General features: G+C 35.4%; 20 protein-coding genes and 2 pseudogenes. 6 read left to right on the top strand and 16 right to left on the bottom strand.

The features are described 5' to 3' along the window. Nucleotides 1–26 precede the first annotated feature (26 nt). The 5 genes from H131_RS06085 to H131_RS06065 all read right to left on the bottom strand — a co-directional run bounded on the left by H131_RS06085 (nt 27) and on the right by H131_RS06065 (nt 6,881). Entirely contained in the window at nt 27–2,183 is a 2,157-nt protein-coding gene (locus H131_RS06085; protein WP_010858207.1) for an RNA degradosome polyphosphate kinase, read from the bottom strand. Then, on the bottom strand, nt 2,173–3,726 hold the full coding sequence (locus H131_RS06080) for a Ppx/GppA family phosphatase (protein ID WP_010858206.1): 1,554 nt from the start codon (nt 3,724–3,726) through the stop codon (nt 2,173–2,175). Before H131_RS06080 ends, H131_RS06085 begins: the two co-directional genes overlap by 11 nt. 172 nt (nt 3,727–3,898) lie before the next feature. Next, nucleotides 3,899–4,801 (bottom strand): chemotaxis protein, encoded by a 903-nt coding sequence (locus H131_RS06075; protein WP_010858205.1) that lies wholly within the window; start codon nt 4,799–4,801, stop codon nt 3,899–3,901. A 68-nt stretch (nt 4,802–4,869) separates the two neighbouring features. After that, the gene (locus H131_RS06070) at nt 4,870–6,192 is read right to left on the bottom strand and encodes an MFS transporter (RefSeq protein WP_010858204.1); all 1,323 of its coding nucleotides are present in this window, start codon (nt 6,190–6,192) and stop codon (nt 4,870–4,872) included. A 371-nt stretch (nt 6,193–6,563) separates the two neighbouring features. Beyond that, nucleotides 6,564–6,881 (bottom strand): winged helix-turn-helix transcriptional regulator, encoded by a 318-nt coding sequence (locus H131_RS06065; protein ID WP_010858203.1) that lies wholly within the window; start codon nt 6,879–6,881, stop codon nt 6,564–6,566. A 156-nt stretch (nt 6,882–7,037) separates the two neighbouring features. On the opposite strand from H131_RS06065, the gene H131_RS06060 reads away from it, so the two are divergent. After that, complete coding sequence (locus H131_RS06060) at nt 7,038–7,430, top strand: DoxX family protein (RefSeq protein WP_010858202.1); 393 nt, start codon at nt 7,038–7,040, stop codon at nt 7,428–7,430. A 193-nt stretch (nt 7,431–7,623) separates the two neighbouring features. Here H131_RS06060 and H131_RS06055 read toward each other — a convergent pair whose 3' ends face one another. The 3 genes from H131_RS06055 to H131_RS06045 all read right to left on the bottom strand — a co-directional run bounded on the left by H131_RS06055 (nt 7,624) and on the right by H131_RS06045 (nt 9,282). Then, nucleotides 7,624–8,490: an NAD(P)-dependent oxidoreductase gene (locus H131_RS06055; RefSeq protein WP_010858201.1), complete on the bottom strand. Its 867-nt coding sequence runs from the start codon at nt 8,488–8,490 to the stop codon at nt 7,624–7,626. 315 nt (nt 8,491–8,805) lie between these two features. Continuing rightward, entirely contained in the window at nt 8,806–9,000 is a 195-nt protein-coding gene (locus H131_RS06050) for an aspartyl-phosphate phosphatase Spo0E family protein (protein WP_010858200.1), read from the bottom strand. Between the two features lie 93 nt (nt 9,001–9,093). Beyond that, nucleotides 9,094–9,282 carry a hypothetical protein gene (locus H131_RS06045; protein ID WP_010858199.1) on the bottom strand — a complete coding sequence of 63 codons (189 nt, stop codon included), beginning with the start codon at nt 9,280–9,282 and terminating at the stop codon, nt 9,094–9,096. Nucleotides 9,283–9,407: 125 nt separating this feature from the next. Between H131_RS06045 and H131_RS06040 the strand changes: the two genes are divergently transcribed. The 3 genes from H131_RS06040 (at nt 9,408) to H131_RS06030 (ending at nt 11,034) form a co-directional block, all read left to right on the top strand. Continuing rightward, entirely contained in the window at nt 9,408–9,596 is a 189-nt protein-coding gene (locus H131_RS06040; RefSeq protein ID WP_010858198.1) for a YkvS family protein, read from the top strand. An 80-nt stretch (nt 9,597–9,676) separates the two neighbouring features. Further along, on the top strand, nt 9,677–10,294 hold the full coding sequence (locus H131_RS06035; RefSeq protein WP_010858197.1) for a CPBP family intramembrane glutamic endopeptidase: 618 nt from the start codon (nt 9,677–9,679) through the stop codon (nt 10,292–10,294). A gap of 62 nt (nt 10,295–10,356) precedes the next feature. Next, nucleotides 10,357–11,034, top strand: coding sequence for a hypothetical protein (locus tag H131_RS06030; RefSeq protein ID WP_010858196.1), 678 nt, complete (start codon nt 10,357–10,359; stop codon nt 11,032–11,034). A gap of 220 nt (nt 11,035–11,254) precedes the next feature. Here H131_RS06030 and H131_RS06025 read toward each other — a convergent pair whose 3' ends face one another. Next, nucleotides 11,255–11,701 carry a MarR family winged helix-turn-helix transcriptional regulator gene (locus tag H131_RS06025; protein WP_010858195.1) on the bottom strand — a complete coding sequence of 149 codons (447 nt, stop codon included), beginning with the start codon at nt 11,699–11,701 and terminating at the stop codon, nt 11,255–11,257. A gap of 116 nt (nt 11,702–11,817) precedes the next feature. Continuing rightward, nucleotides 11,818–13,260, bottom strand: coding sequence for a PAS domain-containing sensor histidine kinase (locus H131_RS06020; RefSeq protein ID WP_230491826.1), 1,443 nt, complete (start codon nt 13,258–13,260; stop codon nt 11,818–11,820). Nucleotides 13,261–13,495: 235 nt separating this feature from the next. On the opposite strand from H131_RS06020, the gene H131_RS06015 reads away from it, so the two are divergent. Beyond that, on the top strand, nt 13,496–15,235 hold the full coding sequence (locus tag H131_RS06015; RefSeq protein ID WP_010858193.1) for a B12-binding domain-containing radical SAM protein: 1,740 nt from the start codon (nt 13,496–13,498) through the stop codon (nt 15,233–15,235). Nucleotides 15,236–16,010: 775 nt separating this feature from the next. On the opposite strand, the gene H131_RS06010 is transcribed toward H131_RS06015, so the two are convergent. The 3 genes and pseudogenes from H131_RS06010 to H131_RS06000 all read right to left on the bottom strand — a co-directional run. After that, the gene (locus tag H131_RS06010) at nt 16,011–16,298 is read right to left on the bottom strand and encodes a hypothetical protein (RefSeq protein WP_196228869.1); all 288 of its coding nucleotides are present in this window, start codon (nt 16,296–16,298) and stop codon (nt 16,011–16,013) included. A gap of 482 nt (nt 16,299–16,780) precedes the next feature. Further along, nucleotides 16,781–17,761: pseudogene (locus tag H131_RS06005) on the bottom strand (phosphatidylinositol-specific phospholipase C domain-containing protein); the annotation flags it as partial. 989 nt (nt 17,762–18,750) lie between these two features. After that, nucleotides 18,751–19,065, bottom strand: a pseudogene (locus H131_RS06000) (RusA family crossover junction endodeoxyribonuclease); the annotation flags it as partial. 95 nt (nt 19,066–19,160) lie between these two features. On the opposite strand from H131_RS06000, the gene H131_RS05995 reads away from it, so the two are divergent. After that, entirely contained in the window at nt 19,161–19,466 is a 306-nt protein-coding gene (locus H131_RS05995) for a tyrosine-type recombinase/integrase (protein WP_010858189.1), read from the top strand. Between the two features lie 258 nt (nt 19,467–19,724). On the opposite strand, the gene H131_RS05990 is transcribed toward H131_RS05995, so the two are convergent. From H131_RS05990 to H131_RS05980, 3 genes are all read right to left on the bottom strand, one after another. Continuing rightward, nucleotides 19,725–21,080: a TrkH family potassium uptake protein gene (locus H131_RS05990; RefSeq protein WP_010858188.1), complete on the bottom strand. Its 1,356-nt coding sequence runs from the start codon at nt 21,078–21,080 to the stop codon at nt 19,725–19,727. Nucleotides 21,081–21,380: 300 nt separating this feature from the next. Continuing rightward, entirely contained in the window at nt 21,381–22,145 is a 765-nt protein-coding gene (locus tag H131_RS05985; protein ID WP_010858187.1) for a TerC family protein, read from the bottom strand. A gap of 498 nt (nt 22,146–22,643) precedes the next feature. Then, a complete protein-coding gene (locus H131_RS05980) occupies nt 22,644–23,729 on the bottom strand; it encodes an SDR family oxidoreductase (RefSeq protein ID WP_010858186.1) in 1,086 nt (361 codons plus the stop codon). Nucleotides 23,730–23,731 lie beyond the last annotated feature (2 nt).

The raw sequence follows: 23,731 nt of genomic DNA, 5'->3' as shown, positions 1-23,731 counted from the left end.
TCTATTCAATATCCAAAAAATGTAAATTATTCTTCGTCTAGCGTCGGCTTGAGTGCATCCTTTAAAAAAATCTCCTGACTATTAATGGGGTCCTCACTACGATCAAACTCTTTATAATGATATTTTCCATTCGAGTCTTGGATACGTGCTTTGGCTGTATCCTCTAATTGTTTGTTCATAATGTCAATAATACGGGCTTTTGCTTCACTTGCATATACAGGGAATAAAATTTCAACACGCTTAATCATATTACGTGTCATCATATCCGCTGAAGATAGATAAACTTTGTTGTCCCCATTGTGGTGGAACCAATAAATACGTGAGTGCTCAAGGAAGCGCCCAACAATACTTGTTACGGTTATATTATCACTAATTCCTGGAATGCCAGGTCGAATACAGCAAATGCCTCGAATAATGAGCTCTACCTTCACCCCCGCAATCGATGCCTCATATAACTTCATCATTAGATCCTTATCCGTTAATGAATTCATTTTTGCACGGATAAAACCATTTCCGTATTTCTTATGGCAAGCAATCTCCTCATCCATTAATCGAATAAATTCATCTCGAATATCAAATGGTGCCACAACTAAATGGTTGAAAATCGGCTTTTCAGTATATCCACTTAAATAGTTAAAGAAATTGGTCGCATCAATACCAAATTCCTTATCTGAAGTAATGATGCCCATATCTGTATAAATTTTTGCAGTTGCATCATTATAATTTCCTGTACCGAGATGCACAAAGCGTTCTATTTTACCGTTACGACGGCTGACAACAAGTGTTATTTTGGAGTGCGTCTTTAAATTGTTCATACCATAAATGACTAAGCACCCAGCTTGTTCAAGTTGCTTCGCCCAATGTACATTATTTTCTTCATCGAAACGTGCCTTTAGTTCTACTAAAACAGTCACCTGCTTACCATTTTCCGCTGCTAGCTTTAATGCCTGAATAATTGGGGAATTTCCACTAACACGGTACAAAGTTTGTTTTATCGCTAATACGTTTGGATTGACGGCTGCCTCCGCGATAAAATCGACAATCGGTGCAAATGACTCGTATGGATGATGGAAGAAAATATCCTGCTGCAATGCTTTTTCAAAAATATTTTCATCTGATTGTAAATCCAATGGTGGTTGTGGGATAAAACTTTCGTACTCTAAATGCTCACGCCCTACAGCAATCCCTTTTACAAACGAGAACATAAAAGTTAAATCTAAAGGCCCATCAATATGGAAAACATCCGTTCCTTCAATTTCAAACTCCTCTAGTAAGTAAGCAAGTACTTCTTCATTCATTTCACCTACGCGCACCTCTAGGCGACTGCCCACACCCCATTTGCGTTTCTTCAACTCTTTTTCTATTTCCACCAATAGGTCACGTGCACCTTCTTCGTGAATCGTTAAATCTGCATTACGCGTTAAACGGAAAGCCTGTGCAGACTTCACACTATAGCCGTAGAATAGTTTGTCAATATGCGCTACAATGACATCCTCAAGTAACACAACAACCGTTTCTCCCTCCAATGAAGGTACTTTAATATAACGATCCAAGACAGATGGTACTTGCACAATCGCTACTCTTTCACGATTTTCAGAATCCGATTCATCTTGCTCTAATAATACGAGTAAATTTAATGTCTTACCTAATAGTGTAGGAAAAGGACGATACGCATCAACCGCTACTGGCGTTAGAACAGGGAAGATTGTTTCAGCAAACATTTCATTGATGAACGCCTTTTGCGTACTTGTTAAGTCCTTCATGTCTGCTATATGTACATTATGTTGTGGTAATAAATCATAAATTAGGTGTCGATATACTTCCGTTTGTCTTCTTACTAACGCTTGCGTGCGCTCGGCTATCTTTGCTAATTGTTCCTTTGGCATTAAACCTGATTTATTTTCAGGCTTATGAAAACCAGCACGGACCTGATCTTGAAGACCTGCTACACGCACCATGAAAAATTCATCTAAATTTGAACTAAATATCGCCAAAAATTTCAAGCGTTCTAGCAGAGGATTGTTTACATCCTCCGCTTCTTCTAAAACACGCTCATTGAAAGCAAGCCAACTCAATTCTCGGTTATTATAATATTGAGGCTTTGCAATTTCCTCCAGTAATCGGTTATGTGTTTCTGAATGTTCTTCTTCGTGTAAGCGATCGTTCGTTACTTCAGTTGTCATTATTTTTCCACCCTTCTTCAATAAAGTTAACTTTGATAGGTATCTTTAATGTGCGCTCTAGATGCTTTTTATGTCGATTCGCTTGATATTTTTCAGCGGCTGCATTATTTTTCACATAAACGTCGAGTTGTGCAAAACCGTCACCTTTATGCATCTCAATTGCATGGACAATATTGCGTTTTGACACATTTAATGAATAGACAAACTTTAAAAGTGCACCAAGATCACGTATTTTTCGATATTCTTCACGACTCATCCATTCTGTAAATGGCGTAGCGAATCGCTGATAATAATCTTTATTTTTATACGAAGCTAAAAGTGCTAATTTTACACGTTCTTTGTGATTCAAACCATCGATAGACTGATTGGCAATTAAATAAAAAGTATGTTGGCTAGCAGAGCTTAATTCTATATATTCGCCAATATTAAAGACCTTGGCGGCTTTTCTGAATAATTGCAAGTCCATAGCGTCAAATTGCAAATAACTTAAATGACAACATTCACGGTACAATTGATCTGCTAAATGCATTAAATAATCAACTTCTGCCCCGGTGCGTCCATACTGTCTTGCTAGCCTTCTTGCGTTTCCCTCAAATACATTGTATTTATCAAAAGCACTTTCATCAGTTTGTAAAATACGGTGAATAATAAGTCCTTCACGTAGACCTTTTTTCGTTAACTGGAACACATCACTGCCTACAACTTCCATTAGTACACGGAATACTTCTAATGCCGGCACAATAATATCCGCACGATCAGTGGATAGTCCATCTAACTGTTTCAATTCAGTAAAGCTTAAATTCCCTAAAAACAAACTTAGCTTATCTAAATCCTGCTTTGGTATTTCATAGCCGTGCACACTAGCGATAGGATATTCACACTGTTGTTGATGAATTTGGGCGATGTTTCGCGCACTACCACCAATTGCAATTACCGGTAATCCAACCTGTTGAATCCAAGGAAGCGATGTGAACTGCTCCTTCACAAACGCAATGAGCTCTTTTTTTTCACTGCTGTTTAATATGTCACCTTTAACGAAACGCTGCTTTAGAGATACTGTACCGAATGGAAAACTGTAGGTTTTTTTTAGCTGCTTATTTTCGAAAAGTGTTATTTCCGTACTACCACCACCAATATCAATGGTCACTGCAGATTGCGTTCCTATGGAATGTACTACAGCAACATAGCCGTAGTAAGCCTCTTCTTCCTCGGACAACAACTCAATTTGAATGCCTGTCCGCTCCTGCATTAAAGTAATAATTTTCTCTCTATTCGTAGCCTGGCGAATTGCCGCAGTGGCAGCAGCCTTTACATCGACAACTTCAAAATCATCGAGCATCGCTTTAAAGGTTAACAAAGTTTCTGTAAGGACCTGAATGCCCTCGTCAGACATTTCACCTGACGGCTGCAAATATGTACGCAAACGAGCAACCGTTTTAATATTGCCAAGCTCTCGAAGTCCCTCTTCTTTATCATATTGATAAAGGACTAATCGAATGGTATTCGAGCCAATATCAATAATAGCCATTTTCAAACCATCCAAATAATACACTTCCTTTACGCCGTAAAATCATCCTATTCTTATTAGCATGTGTTAGCAATACCATGATTTATACAAAAAAGTCGGAACCTAAAAGGTATCCGACTTTCTTTTGTTTATTAATATACTTTCAGGATACCCATTATTAAAATTGTGAAGTATCTTTTCTTCAACTCTATACGATGAGTTGATCTACGCGTAAAATAAGCTCTGCAATTTCTGGTTTACTAATTTGGTCCTCTGCCCCAACCTGGTCACCTTTATGACGGAGGTCATCTGTAATTAAACTTGAGAAGATGATAACAGGCAGCTTTTGCAAGTCTGGGTGCTCTTTAATTTTACGTGTTAAATGATGGCCATCCATTTGTGGCATTTCAATATCTGTTACAACTAATTGAATATGCTCCGTAACATCATTTCCACTTTTCGTAAGTGATTCTAAGTAATCATAAGCATCACGGCCATTTTCGAAAAACTCGACATTCACATAGCCTGCTTCATTCATCGTATCGAATAATAATTTACGTAATAAAGGTGAATCCTCAGCGATTAAAATACGCTTTTCTGAGCGATCGCGTTTACCAAGTTTTTTCACAGATTCGACACTAATACCAGAATCAGGATTGATATCCACCATAATTTTTTCAAAATCAAGTAATAGAATCATTTGTTCATTTTGCTTAATGACACCGATTACCTGTGAAGTCCCACCCTGATACATATCTGATGGTTTTTCAATTTGATCCCATGAAATACGATGAATTTGCGTTACGTTATCTACATGGAATACAACGCGTTGTTTATTAAACTCCGCAACAATATATTTTTGTTGCGGATTACGTACTGCATTTTGAATGCCCAACACTCGCAGCATATCAACAACCGGTAATACCTCACCTCGTAATTGAATAATTCCTTCTACATGCGGGTGCGCGTGTGGAATAAATGTTACTTGAATTGGTTGAATAATTTCTTTCACTTTAATAACATTAATACCGAATTTATTGTTAGCTACTTCAAATTCAACGATCTCTAGCTCATTTGTGCCACTTTCTAATAAGATGCCTTTATGTTCCAAAGCAACCCCGCTCCTTTCTGTTCAACTTCTATTAATAATTCAATTGTATCATAGGCGATACATTTCTCCTACTTGCTATTTCCATTATTATCATTAACTTTTAAATGAACCAGTAGACCAATTACCGTCATCACAATTAATGTGGATAATGCAACGCGGCTTGCTAAGGTACCATAGTCCCTCATCCATAATGTGATCGTTCCATAGATAGCTGGTCCTATTATTGAAGATACTTTACCCGAAAAAGCAAATAATCCGAAAAATTGGCCACGCTTGTCATTAGGTGATAGCTCTATAATATACGTTCTAGAAGTTACCCACATGGAGCCTAACGATATACCAAACAAGCTGCCAGCAATCCAAAACATCCATTGTTCCGTAGCAAATACGGCAAAGAATAAAGCAATAATCATGATGAGGGCTACCATAGTAATTGCTCGTTTGGCTCCTATCGCTTTTGTAATGTAGCCAAATACGAGTGAGCCAATAATTGTAGAGACCGTAGACACTAAATAGAGAATAATAAATTGACCGGAAGTAAAGCCAACGATTGTTGTAGCATAAACAGCCATCATTGCAATAGTTGTAGCAATAGCATCATTTATAAAGAAATAAGCAATCATAAAAGTAAAAATTGCTTTATATTGTTTCATATCCTTAAAAGTTTGGATAATTTCCTTATAGCCATCGATAAACTTAATTGTTTTACGTCGCGCTTTTGGAATTGGCGTATCTTTATTAATAAAAAATAATGGCAATGAAAATAATAAATACAAAATCGCCGTTGGAATAAAAGCACGATGGAAATCACTGCTGCCAACATATAAATAAATGAGTAACCCAAAAATTGTACCTAAATAACCTATCGCCACTCCATAGCCAGAAATAAGTGGCATTTCAGCTTTTGAACCTAAGTCACCCATCATGGAATCATAGAATACGAGACTTGAATTAAAAAAGAATTTCGCAATTACGAAACTGGCAACTACTAAAAATAAACTAAGTGGTACGCCTGAAAAATTTGTTGTCCAATCTGAATTCGCAAAAATACCCATCATAAAGGTAAAGAAAATAGAAATAGATGCAAACCATACGATAAATCTTTTTTTATAACCGGTATTATCAATCCATACCCCAAATAATGGTGAAAACACCACAAGGAAAAAACTTGCTAAGGCATTTGCATAAGAAATGAATGTACTGGCCACTTGCTGCATCACTTCATTCGTCCCTAACACTTCATCCATGTAGAATGGGAAAAAAATTGTATTTATATTAGAAGAAAATATTGTATTAGCAAAATCATAAAATGCCCAAGACAGTATTGGCAGTGATAAATAAAGTGCTAGCTGACTGCGATGCTGTGCTTCTCCTGCTGGCCTCTGCTTCATTAAACCCCTCCTTTTCTTTTCTTATAATATTAAATTAATTCCATGCTGTATTAAAAAATACCTTTTGTTTAAATAAAATTAATATTATTTACAATATATATTGTGAACTGAAAGACAGATATAACATCACATCTGACCAGCATGGTTATGCAAAGGACTGGTGCGGATTTCACATTTAAGAACGCCTTTTAACATTTATACAATATAGGAGCTACCTAAAAAGCGCTTCAAACAATAGCAAACTAAAAACTTTAAGCCTATTGTTTTTAACTTTGGAACAGCCTCCCCAAAAATACATTTAAATATTTCATGATAATGAATGTACTCATTAAAAAAGATATCCAAGCCCCCTCGCTCGGATATCCATTGCACTAATCTTCTGAATCCACCCACATAGCAGACCATTGTTCAATAGCTTTAAGAACTGGCGCGAGTGCATATCCTTTTTCTGTAAGCCCATACTCAATCACTACGGGGGTTGATGGAATAACTGTACGTATTACGATATGCTCGATCTCTAATTCTTTTAATCGCTCCGTTAACACACGACTGCTAATATTCAAGTTATTTTTAATGCTTGAGAATCGTTGAGGACCTTCTAATAATTGATAAATAAGCAACGTGTTCCAACGATGATTTAATATTTTCAGTGCCTTTTCAAATCGTGGACAAATTTTTTTTTGCTCCAATTTAGCTGCCTCCAATATATTTTTACCTATTTAAGAGTATATCATTTTTGCCATGGTCAGTTACAAAAATAAAATTTAGTTACTTGACAAAAGTTGTTTTTAAAAATAAACTAAGTTACGAAATGTAAGTAAAAGAATAAGAGGAGTTGTTACACTATGCAAAATATCGGATCAACTATTTTACGTGTCGTACTGGGTATCATTTTTGCAGTTCATGGTTTTCAAAAGTTTCAAGGAGGTATCGGATTCACAGCTGATTATTTTGATGTGATTGGTATACCTGGTTTCATGGCTTATATTGTTGCCATTATAGAACTAGTCGGAGGAGCAGCAATTATTTTAGGTTTAGGTACAAGAATTTTTGGCGCTTTACTGACAGTGACAATGATTGTTGCCATTTTTACTGCAAAACTTAGCGTGGGCTTTATCGGTGCAGACGGCTTAGCTGGTTATGAATTAGATTTAGCTTTAGGTGCAATGGCCTTATACTTTGCGCTTGCTGGGGCATCAAGTTATTCTTTAGACGCAAAACTTTTTGAAAAAGAGTAATGCATTCGCAACTCGCTATTTTCTGTGTGGTAGTGAGTAGCAGCTTATTATAGATGAAAACCCGAAGTATCCATCTTTCTTAAAAAGATGATTACTTCGGGTTTTCTAATTTTAGATTTCAATTTTTAAAGCGTACTCAATAATACATTATTTCTCTATGGTGACATTACACAAATTACTTTCATACAAATATTTATCGATAAGCCTTAATTAGCGTCTGTGTACCGTTGTCACCATAACCTGCTTCAATTAACTTTTCGTACATGTCATACGCAAGAGCTAAACCTGGTAACACAATACCCATGTTCTTTGCTTCATCTAAAGCAATTTTCATATCCTTCAAAAAATGCTTAATGTAAAAGCCTGGAGCATAATCTTCCTTAATCATACGTGGCGCCAGATTGCTTAAAGACCATGAACCGGCAGCTCCTGAAGAAATCGACTCTAATACTGTTGGCAAATCAAGTCCAGCCTTTAAACCGTAAGCTAATGCCTCACACACACCAATCATACCAGAAGAAATAACGATTTGATTGCACATTTTTGCATGCTGTCCGGCACCTGCTTCACCTTGATAAACAATATTTGCTCCAAAATGACTCATAACGGATAAGACATTATTGAATGTAGCCTGATTTCCTCCAACCATAATCGACAATGTACCATTCTGAGCACCTACATCTCCACCAGAAACGGGTGCATCTAATGCCTCGACTTTCATCGTCTGTGCATGTGCATATATTTTTTTTGCAAGAGTCGGCTCTGAGGTTGTCATATCAATGACGATATTACCAGCCTCGGCTGTTTGGAATAGACCATTGTCACCAAAGTAAACTTCTTCAACATCTGCCGGGTAACCAACCATTGTAAGTGCAATATCCTTATCTTTAAATGCCTCGGCAGGTGAACTTGCCCAACTTGCGCCTAATACCAAAAGTGGCTGTGCTTTTTCTTTCGTCCGTGTATAAACTGAAACTTCATGACCATTTTGTAATAGATGCTTGATGATGCTAGCCCCCATAACACCAGCACCAATAAATGCAATACGTTCTTTTCCCATATGTAACTACTCCTTTGTTATAAAAGCTATTCGACAAATTCCCGGATCCGATACAATTCATATTACTTGTCGCTCTGAGAAACAATGATTAGCCTTTTATATGTGTTTCCAGTGTAGTTGAATTAGTGCAATAATTCAAACTCTTCATATGTCTTGTACTAAAATTTCCGCGTATTGCATATATACCGAATAAGCAAAAAAAAAGAGAGCAGGTGATGGGTTATCACTGCTCTAAAGGGGGAAATGAGAATGTTGCTGTGTTCAATTATAATTATTCCCCAATAACTGCTTTTTAAACATCTTTTTTAAAAGTTTTTACTCTGAATACTGAAACAAATCATCATGATCTTCATTTTCTTCAAATGCTGTCTGTCTATAGTAAGTATTCATTAACTGATCTAATCTGCGACTCAGTTGAATGGTTTTTGCATTTTGTAACCCGTTTTCTACACCGGAGCGAATCATCATCTCACGAGTTTGTTCCATTTGTTTCAAGAGTAGATTGACCATTCATACAACCCTCCAACATACAAATAATCATACCATTATTATACATTTATATTTCATTTCTTACAGCATTAACTTCCGACAATGTTCGACAAATTAACTTCTAGGTATTTCCAAATAAGTATAGATTACGCGCCCATTTTGTTGTGCATATCCTCTATAATGTTTAAAGAAAGGATGATTTACTAGTACTTCTCGAAATTCATAAAACTCGTCCTTATCAATTTCGATACTGTTTATTTCCCCATTTTGTAATTGCTTAAGCATAAGTTCATATTTATCCATTTTTACTATTCCCTTCTTATTTCTTATTTTGTGTAATATATTATGAATTATTCAAAAAAAGCTTTACGTTTCCCTTTTTTTCATGCAAACTGTATATTATTAGTCGATGAAGGAGCTGACTGTCTGTGAAAATAGCTGAAGTTGGAAATATTATCGAGTTTAAAAATGGTTTACAAGGTATTGTTGAAAAAGTAAATGAAAATTCGGTGATCGTTGATTTAACATATATGGAGAATTTTGATTCCCTGGAAATTGAAGAGAAAACGGTCATCAACCATAAACGCTACAAAATTTTAAATGCAAGTGAAGCCTAATAGTCTGAATAGTCCCTTTTTGTCTTAATAGATGATAAGGGACTTTTTTTTTGATAATATTAAAGTATGGAGGTCGGATTATGCTTACAAATTCGAAACAAACAATAATACTTCTCCTTTCTTTATTATTCGTTTATGGCATGCTTGCCTTTACATTTGCTAACCCGGCTGTGTTTTGGTACTTATATGCATTCACCTTGCTCGTATGCATTGCCATCGCTATTCTTGCCGGTAAAATTGAAGATCAGATACCTACTTGGCAATTTTTACTTTTTGGTATTGGATACGGCACAATCACATACGGCATAATACGTTTTGGTTATTGGCTCGCACCATATATTAATGACCAGTTAGTCAAATCCGTACAAAAGTTTTTAACGGTTTATGGTCCACAAAATATTTGGCATTACATTTTACTTGTATTCATTGTAGCCATTGGTGAAGAATTATTTTGGCGTGGTTATGTACAACAACAGATGAAACGCTTTATGCGCCCTAGCTTTGCTGTACTTGTAACAGCATTTTTATGCGCCATTTCCATCGCATTAAGTGGCTTTATGCTTGGGATGGTTGCTTCACTTGTCACAAGTCTAATTTGGGGCTTCTTATATGAATGGCGTAAAAGTATGCCGCTAGTGATTGTCGCTCATGTCGTTTTTGTACTATTATTGTTTTTGGTGTTACCTTTAACATCATAACAAAAAATTTAGGAAACATTTTATCTTTTACCAACGTTTAATATAGAAAAGGAGGGCTTTTCATGCAAAAAAATTTTTTTTCAATGATTGCATTATTACTAACAGCCGTTTTATTTGTGGGGTGTAATACGACAGATAAAACTGAGGAATCAGATGCTGAACAAAATGAACCAGCGAACACAGCGTCAGAACAAAAACCTACTGACAGTGGAACTGCAGACAAAGAGCAAGAAACGCCTACAACAGATGAATCAAAGACAAATGCAGAGGCTAAACCAGAACAAGAAATTAAGTACGTACAAAATGGTGAAGATAAATCAGCAACTGCAACTGAGTCAAATAGCGTTGATCAAGGCTATAAATTACAACAGCTACCAGGATTCACACTTTCACAAGAAGAACCAGGTAGAGATATGTTAGTATCAAACGAAGATGATGAAGTATTTATGCGTATTGAAACAACTACTGCTTCTGAAACAAGCTATGACGCTGTGAAAACATCTATGCAAGATCACATGAATGCAGTCGGCGAAACAGTAGCATTAACTACTGAAGAACTAGCCGCTTTCAAAGATGTTAATAACATTGACGGTTATGTTGTAGACTTTGATACAGAAAAAGTAATCGGTATTGTTTTTGAGAAAGATGGTCTTATTTCAAAAATTACAATTCATGATAATGATCAACAAGATTTAACAGCTGCAATGCTTGCAATGGCAGCTACTATCTCTAAAAAATAATATGCAGTCTTTGTAGGGTCTTAGAAGTCTTTCTAAGGCCTCTTTTTTTTACCTAGTATAAATTATCGAATTGAGCTGTTTCGCGCATTTTGAGCCCTTCTATCGGGTTAAGAGTGGATCCGACTAAATATGCCTAACGACAAATTCATTATCCATGCCATAGGGTGCTTTGCGCATACTAAAAAGAGCTGCCTCAAAAGTCTATTTGAGACAACTCTTTTTAATAAGACAAATCTTTAATCGACAAGCCTAATTTTTTTAATAATATAATGGCCTCATCTTTCTCTTCCACTGTAAGTGCACTCATCAATTTATGCAGATGCTGTTCATGCTCTGGGAACAATTCGCCCATAAACGCTTCTCCCTCAGGCGTAATTTCTGCATAGGTAACTCTGCGATCTGATGGACAAGAAACACGCAATAAAAAACCTCTTTTTTCTAGCTTATCAATTACATACGTAATAGAACCACTGGCAAGTAGTATTTTATTTCCTATTTGCTGTAGGGGTTGTCGACCTTTATGATACAGAAGCTCTAAAACCGCAAATTCTGTTGGATTTAATCCATTCGCTTGAAAAAAGTGATTGGTTGTTTCATTAATTGCTTTATGCGCACGTGATAAGACAATATATAATTTTAAAGATTGCTTTATATCTTCTGACTTCATAGCCTATTCCTCTCAATTCGCTCTTTATATGCCATTATAGCGACTTTAGAAAAGCATTGTCAAAAGCATTCATGAATTTGTATCTTGTTATTGCCTATACGAACATTATTACTTTCCTATGTTACTAAATAAGCAGAATCTTTCGTTGAAACATCTAACGAGTCAATCTGATTGAATGTGTAAAGTGGAAATTGCATATGGAAGCATGTCCCCTTCTGAATTTCACTATTCACACCAATTACACCTTCATGCTCTTCAATCACTTTTTTCACGAAAGCAAGGCCCAGTCCTGTCCCTGTTGATTTTGTCGTGTAAAAAGGTTGAAATAGATTTTGAATCGTATTATTATCCATTCCACTGCCTTCGTCTTTAACCATCAATTCAACTAGTGCACAGTCTATAACATTCATTTCTACTGTGATCGTACCACCGTTATGCATAGATTCCATGGCATTTTTAATAAGATTCATAAATACTTGCTTTAATCGATTTTCATTGCCACCAATATACACTTGAGTCGATGAAGAAATATATTGAATCATTATTTTCTTCATAAGCGCATCAGGTAACATGAACTCGATAACTTGTTTTACAATATGATTTAACTCGATTAACTCCACTTTCATACTAGTCGGCTTGGACAATACTAAAAGCTCAGATAGAATTTGTTCCATCCGCTGTAGCTCACTATCAATTACCGATAAGTACATGCTTGATTCTTCATCTGCATTCAGCTTTAGTAGTTCTGTAAAGCCTTTTAAAGAAGTTAATGGATTACGAATTTCATGGGCTATACTTGCAGCCATTTGACCAACAACATTTAAAGCTTGTTGATGTTCAATTTTATGCTGTAATTGTTTCTTTTCAGTTTCATCATTAATAACTGTGACAATAATATTGTTGTATTCATCAAAAATGCTTGAAATTTCATAGTAGCATGTACTACTCACTTGTGTTTCGTCAACAACATGGATATTGGCATGCTTATCACCCATGAGCTGAGAAAGATAAGTTGTAATTTGTCCTTTTTTCATTGAAAATGAATCAAATATATGTTGATGAGCCTTATGCAGAAGCTGAGTCTTTTCTATTTTTAAATACATTTCAGCATACTTATTTAGCCCAAGAATAATACCGCTAGCATCACTTACAATAACAGCATACGGTAAATGATCATAAGCATTGAAAGATTGTGACTTCTCCTGCTCTTGACTAACATACAATTCATGGGCCATATCATAATTTAATGTAGCAATTTGTGCGACGATTTCTTCAGTATTTGGATCATAAAAACATTTAAAAGACATCATTTCAAAATCATTTCCAGCCGTTCGAATATTAAATATTTCTTCTGATCTTAAGTCACTTTGTAATTGGTTGACGAATTTTGCCCATTTTAAATTAGATGGCTCGTCCATTGATAAATAGCCAATATACGTTAGATTAAGGTTAAAAAGTTTAATAGCAGCCTCATTCACATTTAAAATTTTTCCTGCTTTATTAAGAATAAGTGTTGGTGACGAAGTACTTTTCATAAGATTTCCAAAACATTGATTCATATCATTTTGCTTCAACTTTCTCACCGAACCTTTCACAAGAGTAAAAAACCTCTAATTCCAAATTTGAGCCTTTACTATACTTTATGACTGCGCAATTCTATTATTACAAAATTTAGTAAATTTAAGTATTTAAAATTATTTCACGAACTGTTCACAAAATAAATAGGTAAAAAGGATTATATTGTTTGTCAGCTATTTGACTGTTACAATTAGAAGTTGAAAAGGAGATAAGTGCATGAATACTATTTTAACTACATTGAACGCAAAATATATCCACACAAATTTAGCCTTGCGTTATTTAAAAGGTGCTGCTTTACCAGAATTTAATCCAATAATTGCAGAATATACAATTAAAGACCCTGCTTTTAATATTGTATCAGATTTGTTTCAAAAAAAACCTGATATTGTAGGATTTAGTTGCTATATTTGGAATATTGAAGAAACAATCCACGTAATCAAAATGTTAAAAACAGTCTGTCCTGATGTTAAAATTTTGCTAGGTGGCCCCGAAGTTTCTTATGATTCCCATCACTGGTTACGTCGTATTGAAGAAGTCGATTTCATTGTGATGGGTGAAGGAGAAACTTCATTTAAACAATTACTACGTCACTTAAATGGAGAAATTGCTTTAGAAGATGTGCCAGGTATATGTTATTTAGAAGATGGCAAGGTACGAATTCACGCACAGGCACCGAAAATAGATTTACGTGAAATACCAAGTCCATTCCGTTTCGACGAGGATCTTCCGCATCTTAGCAAACGAATTCAATACATTGAGACAAGTCGTGGTTGTCCTTTTAGCTGTCAATTTTGTTTATCTTCTATTGAAGTAGGTGTACGCTACTTTAACCGTGAAAAAATAAAAGAAGATATTCGATTCCTAATGAACAACGGTGCTCGTACCATTAAATTTGTAGACCGCACCTTCAATATTAGCCGTAGCTATGCGATGGAAATGTTCCAATTTTTAATAGATGAGCATCAGCCAGGCGTTGTATTCCAATTTGAAATTACTGCAGATATTATGCGTCCTGAAGTCATCCAATTTTTAAATGACAACGCACCTGTAGGTTTGTTCCGCTTCGAGATTGGTGTACAGTCAACAAACGATTTAACGAATACGCTCGTGCAACGTCGTCAAAACTTTGAAAAGCTAAAACGCACCGTAACGATGGTCAAAGAAGGAGGTAAAATAGATCAGCATTTAGATTTAATCGCTGGTCTACCTGAAGAAGATTATGCAAGCTTCCGCCAAACCTTTAATGATGTTTTTGCTATGCGACCTGAGGAGTTACAGCTTGGTTTCTTGAAATTATTACGCGGTACTGGACTTCGTTTAGAGGCTGAAAAGTTTGGCTACACATATGTGGATTTATCACCCTATGAAATTTTCTCAAATAATGTATTAACCTTCGATGATATTGTTCGTATTAAGCATGCAGAGGATGTGCTAGAGAAATATTGGAACGCTCACCGCATGGATCATACGATTGAATACTTAGTGACAACAGTCTTTGAAACGCCTTTTGATTTCTTCCAAAACTTTGGGACGTATTGGGAAACAAAGGGATGGTCACGCATTGGACATCAACTTGAGGATCTATTCCAACGTTTACTTGAGTTTTTAGACACAGTTGAAAATGCTGATTTACAAATTATTCAAAGCTTAATGCAGCTTGATTATTTAAAGGCACAACAATTCCAACCACGAAAATTATGGTGGAAGGAGCGACCATCAGAGGAACAACAAAAAGCCATTTATAATGCGTTACGGGAAAATCCTGAAATTGCAGGTGATGAGTTTGCCAACTTCAAACTTTCCGAAAAAGAATTGTTCAAACATACACTTGTTATCCCGCATTACTTAGATTACCATGATTTTACAAAAGGCAAAATAATACAAAAACATGGATACTTATTAACCTACTTCCGTCATGGTCAAGCTCCATACTTTGCAACAATCCATTCACTTTAATAAGAAACGCTATTCCCATAATAAATAAAAGGAATAGCGTTTTTTTTATATGTTATTCATATATTATTCATAAACTTTACAATTCTTTAAAGCGAACATAGCTAAATATTGGTTCTAAAATTAAACCCTATCGTATTAAAAATACCTTAGTAGAGGTTTCTCAACTCTACTAAAAAAGCTTAGTGCAAAATCCTTAACGCGATAAGGTGTATATCCTGTAAATAATACCCATTAAAAGAAACCACAATCGGGAATTGTGCCACAAATTATTTTAAATTTTTAGACAATTATTTGTCAAAATTAATCATCGGGGTGGTTACGCCATTATTTCTACTGCTGATTTTTTAATATACCCCTGCCACTTTCAGGTAAAAAATGAACCATAAAATGCATTTTGACCGATTAAATACAGTGAGTTATTCCCCCACTGAATTTAATCTACTTCCTAAAAGAAACAGAAAAATCATTGCAATCATTTACTTAATAATGACTATTGTTTTAGCGAGGGATTCTTTTGTATTTTTTGCGTATTTCAGTAATGAAATTAATTTGTTATTTTTTTGTAAAAGATTTAATAGCTTTCGTTAAGTTTACTATAGGGTGTAAATAAGGGGGCTTCAACAATTCGGTAATGACAACATTCGACAACTTAATTGTTTTTCTAAACTATTATAATAGAAGAAAGTCACTCACCATTTATCGAATGAGCGACTTTTTATGCTCTGTATAACTTGTTCTCTTAAACCAACTTTCGGTGGTCTATTTAGTTAATAACTCATGCGATACTTTCTTCTGGAAGATTATCAAAACTAAACACTTTAAACGATGTTATTCTTAGCATTCCTGTTTTAGCCTTTTCGAGATACTGAACTTTACAAGTTAAACTTGGCTCCAACCAAATCATATTGCGGTCTAGCTTTGTAATAATTTGTTTAGCTATTTGTCTAGAAGCTTCCTTTTCTTCAGGTTTAAACCCAAACTCCACATTAGCAAGTGGCTTATATTGATCGTTACTTAATTGTTTGCCCACCAACATTGTAAAAGGTTTTTCTTTATAATCCAAAATAACAACATCAGTAATTTTAAAGTATTTATATTTAACCAATTATGTGATCGGTGATTTAATCGATAAATTGAATCGCTTCGTTTGCCTATGATTTCCTCCATGTTTCGTTCGTTCTTTTGTCAACTGAGAGATGTCATTACCATGTATGGAAACCGTAACAAGTAAGTTATTTGAAGGTTAATAAAGATGATAAGCGTTTTTTTCGATTAACGAATTAGTTTCCACGTATAAGATGACATTTTGTCATTAAAATTATAAGTTGTTAAATTAAATAATTGTGCTGAATTAGTTGTATTTGTTAACGTCACACTTTTTCCTGTAAAATTACTATGCTCATATATAGTTATTTCTGTATAAGATTTTAATAAAATGGATGATACTTGATCATTCCATTTAGAATGTGGAAGATTAGTAAAATCGATTCCCTCTCCATCTATATGCTCAAATAAATGTGGCTCATCCGTTGGTGGATATCGAAAATTAGCACGTATAATCTCTTCATACAGTTTCGGATCCCATCTATCACCTATATAGTCCATAATGATCCACCCAGCTTTTGTATCAAGATTCTTTAAATGATCTAATCTCACCTTAGCCGCAGAAATGCTGTTCAAGTAGGACGCATAATAATATGGACTACTCCAAGCCGTACCACCAGAAGACAAACTCGTAAAATTTATATGAATGTGATTTGGGTTATCCTTATTCAATACTGTCTCTTTTAGCATACTATCAATTGCTGCTTTCTTCTCCTCATAGTTCACATTATATTTATCTTGTACCGTTATTTTCACATTACCATTTGTCGTAGAAGTAAATGTTGCATTATCTTTCCACCCAAAATTTTTAAATCCACCAGTCATCGTACTACCGGAATATCTTCTTAAGAGTACAATTTTCCCACGAGAATCCCCTAAAGTTATATTCCCTTCTGTCTTCAAGAAAATGGAATCCCCAAAATACATATTTTCAAAGGTTTTAGCAAATGACTCTTTCGCTCCTGGCATGGATTCATACTCTTCTTTTAGAGACATTATAATTGTTTCACTCGGATGACTTTTTAAAAACTCTTTAGCTTCATTAATAAATTGTTGGAGGGTTACATAAAGATAAATAGGTCCATGATGTAGAACAATTGTATTATCATCAGTTACACGTCCTCTGATGTCAAAGAATCTAACACCGTGATCCATTTGATAGCGAAAGTCATTTTCTTGAGTTTTTGCCCATACTGATTTTATAGGGTCTTCCAGTCTGAAAGTGCCACTATCATGAGTTCCTGGGATAGAAATTTCCGCTAATGTGTTAGAATTAGGTATTTCTCTCATCCATTCTGATAAATTTATATTATCTCGTTCAGAAGCTGCAAGAGAAGTTTGATGGGCACCGACCGAAGAAAAAAGCACTGTAAACAAAACACACATACTTGCTATTACGTTCTTACTTTTTAATATCACCATAATTACTATCTCCTTCACGTTTTATTCACAAAAACTACCATTCATCTACTTTTAGATGAAGTGAATATGTCAAATCACAACAAAAGCATTTATATTGTGGCCTTGTTTGATACTCATAACAACCGACATAATTGATACAATCTTTTTAATAGTTGCCCATGAAGGAGCTACATAATTAAGAAGAAACTTGTTCTTTTATAATGCTTAAACTAACTCTTAGTCTAGTGACTTAGTAAAAAATCGGAATCCCCATAATCTGCACAGTCATTTAAAATATATAAAATAAGTGAAGAATATTATTATGTACAACTTGAATAGGAGATACAGATGCCATTATTATTAGATTTTAATTGTTTTAAATAATTTATGAGAAACATAGTAGCTGTTTTCAAAAATACTATAATTACTCACCTTCACATATATTACATTTTTAACACCTCCATAAACTTATAGTTTTAGGAAATATCCTGGTAGGATATTTTTGTGTTTTCCCATAAGATAAATTTTAGATAAAGACACATTATTTAGCAAATTATACTTTAAATAAGTAATTCTATTCACAAATTATATATTTTAACTATTATTTTAGATTTTAAAATATTATAATTTGAACAAAATATGTGGAAAGCAGCAGATTAACGATTGAATTATGTTATATTTTTATCTATAATTCACAAAAAAAAAGTTCAAAAAATTGTTCGTCAATCTTCTGTGATACCTCGAGTATTTTTTGTACTCGAGGTATTTTTTGTTATTTCCCCCACCTACGCAATTTACTAATCTGTTCAAGCTCTTTTCCAATGCTTCTTAACTGCCTATATGTCTTGCAGCCTCTGCATTTTTTAGTTGGATCATAAGCTTTTCGTTTCTGGCAGCCCTTGCAAACAAAGGAGAAGATGTGCGGTTATGCTAATTAATCTTTTTTGCTCGCTGTTGTTTAACTTCCTTGCATACATCCTCTAAGCACCCCATTCTATTGTTACCTCTGCTCACGGATTATCTGAATAAAACTTACGAGCAATCAACGCTGTTACTTGGCTATCGTCATGCCGAATTACCTTACTCAGACCGTCTTTAATGCCTTTTACTAGATTGTCTATGCCTTCTTGGCTTAGTTGTAGGTCGTAACGCGCCATTTCCAGCTTGCTGATGTTCTTTTTGCTGAATGATTTAGGTATCTTGCGATAAACATTATTGCTCAATCTTATTTCTGCCGTAAAAAGTTCATCTGGTCCTACTTGTGAGGCTACTAATCTCACGAATGATTTATAGTCTTTTGATTCTTTCGGATTATTTATTAACGAATTGTTATTTGAAAACGGTTATGCAAAAAACACACTGTAGACGGGATTTACGGTGAAATATAGCAATAATTAACAGCGCTGTAGAACCTGATAAATTGGAGAAAAATTTATTAAGAGGTATACAAATTTCAAAAGAAGAGGAAGTATTTTTAAACAAACATGGGGTTAAACAGTTATTAACTGCAATTAAAAATGAAGATGAAGATATTTTCAAACGTGGAATGGTAATAACTTTGCCTCATCAAGGATTACGTAGTGGCGAGTTATTAGGTTTATTTTGGTCAGATATTGATTTTGAAAACAAAACCCTTACAGTTAATCGGCAACGTACTTCAAAAGGTTTAGGTCCGCCAAAATCAAAATCTAGTTATCGGACGATGACTATAGAGGGACTTAATTAATGGATTAAATTGGAAATAAGAAAATGAAATAATTAAAAACTTAGAAGCTGGAGTAGATATTAAAACTGTAAGTACAAGATTGGGCCATAAAAATATAGACATTACGGTTAACACTTACTTGCACCTTACACCTGAACACGAAAGAAATTCTTAAAAAATTCGAAGTTTACCTTAAAAACTAACCTTTAAGGGGCAAAAAGGGGGCAATTCAAGAATACACCCCCCGCAAAAACCTTTTATACCGATGATTTAGGCTTCTTACCCAATAATGACTCTTTCCTTTGGATAGTGGTAGCTTGATTTTTTTGCTCTTCCACCACCACCGAGTGTATAAAGGAAAGATATTAAACCGACTCGACCAATAAACATTAAAATAATAATAATAAATTTACCGATTACCGATAAATCTGAAGTAATTCCTAAGGACATCCCACATGTTCCGAACGCCGATGTAATTTCAAAGATAATTTGAATGAGTGTCGCGTGCGGCTCCGTAATCAGTAAAATAATTGTAGCAGTTAATACCATGAAGCAGGCCAATAAAATAACAACAAACGAGCGAAAAACATCAATTAGATGGATTTCACGTCCAAATACTTGAATATCTTCTCTCCCTCTTGCAAACGTGATTAAGAATAAAATAGCGATAGCAAAAGTCGTTGTCCGTATCCCACCTCCAACTGAGCTTGGAGAAGAACCAATAAACATTAAAAAGCTCATAAATATATCAGTGGCTTCACTAAAGGTTGTTACATCATACGTGGTAAGCCCTGCCGAACGAGTCGAAACAGAATGATACATTGCTGAAAAAATAGCCTCATGCCAAGGCATTCCCTTAAAGGAGTGGAATGACTCAAGCAGTAAAATAACAAGTGCACCTACAACAAATAAAATCGCATATGTCGAGGTCGTAATTTTGGTAAATAAACTGAATCGGAAGTTTGCATGTCTATTGAGTAAAAACGTTTTCACTTCAATCAACACCGGGAATCCGATTGCTCCACAAACAATCAGCACCATCGTTACCAGCTGCACAAAGTAGTCATTATGAAATGGCTGCAAACTCATCCCCGTAATATCAAAGCCACCGTTCGTAGTAGCAGAAATAGAGGCAAAGACACCGTGAATAAGTGCCTCCTCAAATGTATCGAAATAATTCGTAAAGTGTGCCGTTAAGATAATAGCTCCTACTAATTCAATACCAATTAAGATTTTCAATATTTCCCGAATAAGCTGGACAACACCTGATAGATTGTACTGATTATGGTCAATCATAATCAGTTGACGCTCACGCATACCAATTTTTTTTCCAACGAGCAACCAAACAAATGTACCGAGTGACATTATGCCAATCGCACCTAGCTGCAAAATGACAAGCACCATGACTAGACCGAATGTTGTGTAGGTCGCTGATATATTAACAGTCGTCAGTCCTGTCACGCTAACAGCACTCACAGCTGTAAATAAACTATCTAATAGTGAGACCTCCACACCCTCTTTATGCACACCGGGGAGTCTTAATAACAGGAAGGAAATCGCTATTGCTATAAAATAATAAGAAACAAGTACCTGAAACGGTGTCACGAGTTTATTCGATGATTTTTTCCACGGCACTTCACCAACCCCTTCCACCTCTTGATGCCAAACTTGATATTAGTATAGAAAAAATAGGAATAAAAAGAAAGGGGCTGTCCCAAAGTACTTTAAACAATAATGCCCGTCTTCCTATATAGTTAAAATCCGCTTCACTTTCGCCACATAGAACATTTGCTGCTGTCGCTCCGTTGACCCTCCGCTTTCGTCGTTAAACGATTCACAGGAGTCTACGCGGATTTTACCTTGTATCAAAAAATAACATAATAGGATACCTCTAAGCTTATTGTTTTTAATTTTGGGACAACCTCGAAAAATTATTTAGTTCGTTTTTTTATTTCGCACTCCAATTAAGTATCCGCCTAATGCTATTGCTATTAAAACAATCCAGAAGGTTAATTCCCATGCAGTTGAGTGTGGGAATTCTGCAGGTAAAATGCCCACATTTTTATGTGCTAATGTTAATACAACAAGCTTCACTCCTACCCAGCCGACGATTAAAAATGCTGCCGTTTCAAGTGAAGGATAGTCATTTAAGACTTTAACAAACCATTGTGCTGCAAAACGCATCATAATGACCCCAATAAAGCCTCCAAGTAACATGACACTAAATTGCCCGCCATTGATGCCTCCTATATCAAAATCACCTAGATGCGGCAATGTCACTGCAATAGCAACTGCAGCTAGCATTGAATCAATTGCAAAAGCTATATCTGCTAATTCTACTTTAACAACAGTCATCCAAAAGCCAGAGCCCTTTTTTTTAGGTTTTCCCTCATATTCTTGCTCAGGCTCATCTTTGTGCTTTTTCAAGTCATAAATATTTTTTGCGGACATGAATAGTAAATAGGCTGCCCCAATTGCTTGGATTTGCCAATAATTCACTAATACTGTAATAACAAACAGAGCAGCGAATCGGAAAATTAATGCCCCAAATAGTCCGTAAAATAATGCTTTTTTTTGTTGTTCATGTGGTAAGTGTTTAACCATTACAGCCATCACAACTGCATTGTCTGCTGCTAATAATCCTTCTAATACTACTAGTACAATGAGTACCCAGCCATATTGTAATAATATTGCTTCCATTCAATGCGCCTCCTTAAAGCTTTATCTACCCCAAATAATTTACAATCACTACACGCGCAAAAGAAAAGGAGGCTACCTGATATGCCAAATGGGATAAGTGAAACTCCAATTCGTGGGAGGTCTTCCCCCACGGATTGGTAGTTGAACCAATCGGACTTTTACGGTCAGTTGTCGACCACCTCGTTCATCCATTGTACTATTCACTATGCCCACCGCACAGAAGGAGGTGTCTCAAATGACTTTGAGACACCTCCCTTGCTAAGCAAATTATAACTGTTACTTCGCTTTTAGTGCATAAATCTCCACTATTGTGGGTTTTATATCTTCACTTAAGTCATATGCTCTCACACCCGATGGTTTTCACCGTTTTTGACGGATGTGAAACCAGATACATCGCTCGCATCTGCTAGCTACTCCCCTTTGACAAATGTCAAAGGAATTTTCTTCTGTAATGTTATTATAGCACTATCATTTATTACTGACAAAAATATCTATGCCTTATTTAATCTGTATTTGATAGCTTTCATCTTCTTTATGCGCTACATAAAAATTAACCATCATTGGCATAGTCTGTATAAAGTCAGGACATGTTATACCACCTTTTTGTAAAATAGCAACCGCTTCTGTTGTATCAAACATCGCATTCCATGTTAAATAATCTAAGGTTTCTTGCTCAACCCCTAATTTTTTTCGAATGAATGGGACTTGCAACGATTTTTTTGCAAAAATCAGCGGTAAGCGCCCCTTTGGGTAGTGATTGGTCAATAGTTTTACCATTGTTCGATATACTTCCTGTACAGGATGAGGAGTAGGGTCTGTCAAATGCAGTGTTTTCCCTTCGGCACTTTTTTCATCCATTATAAATATAGAGGCCTTTAAAATATAATCTATCGGTACGACATTTATCGTTGAATTTGAATCTCCGATATACGGAATGAATGGCAAACATTTTAATTTATCAACCATATTTAAAAAGAAATACGGCCCATCAAATTTGATTGTTTTTCCTGTTTCAGAATGCCCTCGTACAATACCAGGACGAATAATTGTTAGAGGAACCTCCGACTTTAAATCTTCCACACGATGTTCAGCCTCATACTTTGTTTCCTCATAATAATTTTTAAATGCACGTGGACGAATAAGCTCATTCTCACGTAAAACACCTTCACGCAAGCCAGCCACATACGCTGTACTAAAGTACATATAACGCTTTAAATTCGGTAGCATGCGCACAAAATCATTGACCATTGCAGTTCCATGCACATTCACCTTCCAAGCTATATCGCGGGGCACTGCTAAATCATAAATTGCCGCTAAATGCCACATCACTTCAATTTGAGGTAAAATTTCCTGTACTTGTTGATTTTCTAGACCTATATTGGGGAGCGTTATATCCCCTTCTACAATCCGAATTGAGCAATTCGGAAACTCCGCTAGTATGTTATTTTTTTCTATTTCTGCTTTTAGTAATTCACCTACTAGGACAATCGTAATGACTTCCTGTGTTTTATTTTTCCGAAATAATTCACGAATTAACTGACTTGAGATAAACCCTGGAAAACCTGTAAAAAAATGAACACCCATCT

This window comes from Lysinibacillus sphaericus OT4b.31, assembly GCF_000392615.1.
Lineage (GTDB): Bacteria > Bacillota > Bacilli > Bacillales_A > Planococcaceae > Lysinibacillus > Lysinibacillus sphaericus_B.
This window is presented reverse-complemented; position numbering and strand designations above follow the sequence as displayed.